This window comes from Streptomyces sp. NPDC058964 (genome assembly GCF_042741275.1).
Taxonomy (GTDB): Bacteria; Actinomycetota; Actinomycetes; order Streptomycetales; family Streptomycetaceae; genus Streptomyces.
Map to the genome: position 1 here is coordinate 807 of NZ_JBHYKH010000194.1, position 1,142 is coordinate 1,948.

Annotated in this window: 1 pseudogene; it reads left to right on the top strand. The window is 72.3% G+C overall.

What is annotated here, in order from left to right:
• Positions 1 to 1,041, top strand: a pseudogene (locus tag ACFW2E_RS23305) (phosphoglucomutase, alpha-D-glucose phosphate-specific); the annotation flags it as partial.
• Positions 1,042 to 1,142 lie beyond the last annotated feature (101 nt).

The following is a 1,142-nucleotide window of genomic DNA, read 5'->3' on the forward strand; positions in this document are numbered from 1 at the left end:
CCACCGCGGGTCCACCCCACCCCGCCCCCACCCCCCCCCCACCCGCGGCGGGTCCGGCCCCGCGCCCCCACCCGCCGGGCCGGGCGGCGTATCGGCCCCCACCCGCTCGGCGGGGCGTCCGTCGCCTACTGGGGCCGTATCGCCGAACGGCACGGGATCGACCTGACGGTGGTCAATCCGAACGCCGACCCCACCTGGCGGTTCATGACCCTGGACTGGGACGGCCGGATCCGGATGGACTGCTCGTCGCCGTACGCGATGGCCTCGCTCATCGAGCAGCGCGACCGCTTCCGCATCGCCACGGGCAACGACGCCGACGCCGACCGTCACGGCATCGTCACACCGGACGCGGGCCTGATGAACCCGAATCACTATCTCGCCGTCGCCATCTCCTACCTCTTCACCCACCGTGAGCAGTGGCCGGCCGGCACGGGGATCGGCAAGACCCTGGTGTCGTCGTCGATGATCGACCGTGTCGCCGCCGACCTCGGCCGTGAACTCGTCGAAGTGCCCGTGGGATTCAAGTGGTTCGTGGACGGACTGCTCGACGGGTCGATCGGCTTCGGCGGCGAGGAGTCGGCCGGCGCCTCGTTCCTGCGCCGGGACGGCTCGGTGTGGACGACGGACAAGGACGGCATTCTCCTGGCCCTGCTCGCCTCCGAGATCACGGCCGTCACCGACAGGACCCCGTCCGAGCACTACGCCGAACTCACGGCCCGCTTCGGCGAACCCGCGTACGCGCGCATCGACGCACCCGCCTCCCGCGAGGAGAAGGCGCTCCTCGCGAAGCTCTCCCCGGCACAGGTCACCGCGCGGACCCTGGCGGGCGAGGAGGTCACCGCCGTCCTCGCCGAGGCCCCGGGCAACGGCGCCCCCATCGGCGGCATCAAGGTGACGACCGCCAACGCCTGGTTCGCGGCGCGCCCTTCGGGCACCGAGGACGTGTACAAGATCTACGCCGAGTCGTTCCTCGGGCCCGGCCATCTCGCCCAGGTGCAGGAGGAGGCGAAGACGGTGGTCCTGGCGGCACTGGGCGGCTGACACCCCGTCGGCGGATCCGGGGAGCCGTGGCCGGACAAAACGCGCGGAGGCGCCAGAGCACCCGGGAACGCAGAGGTGTGGGTGACCGAAGGGGGGGGCGC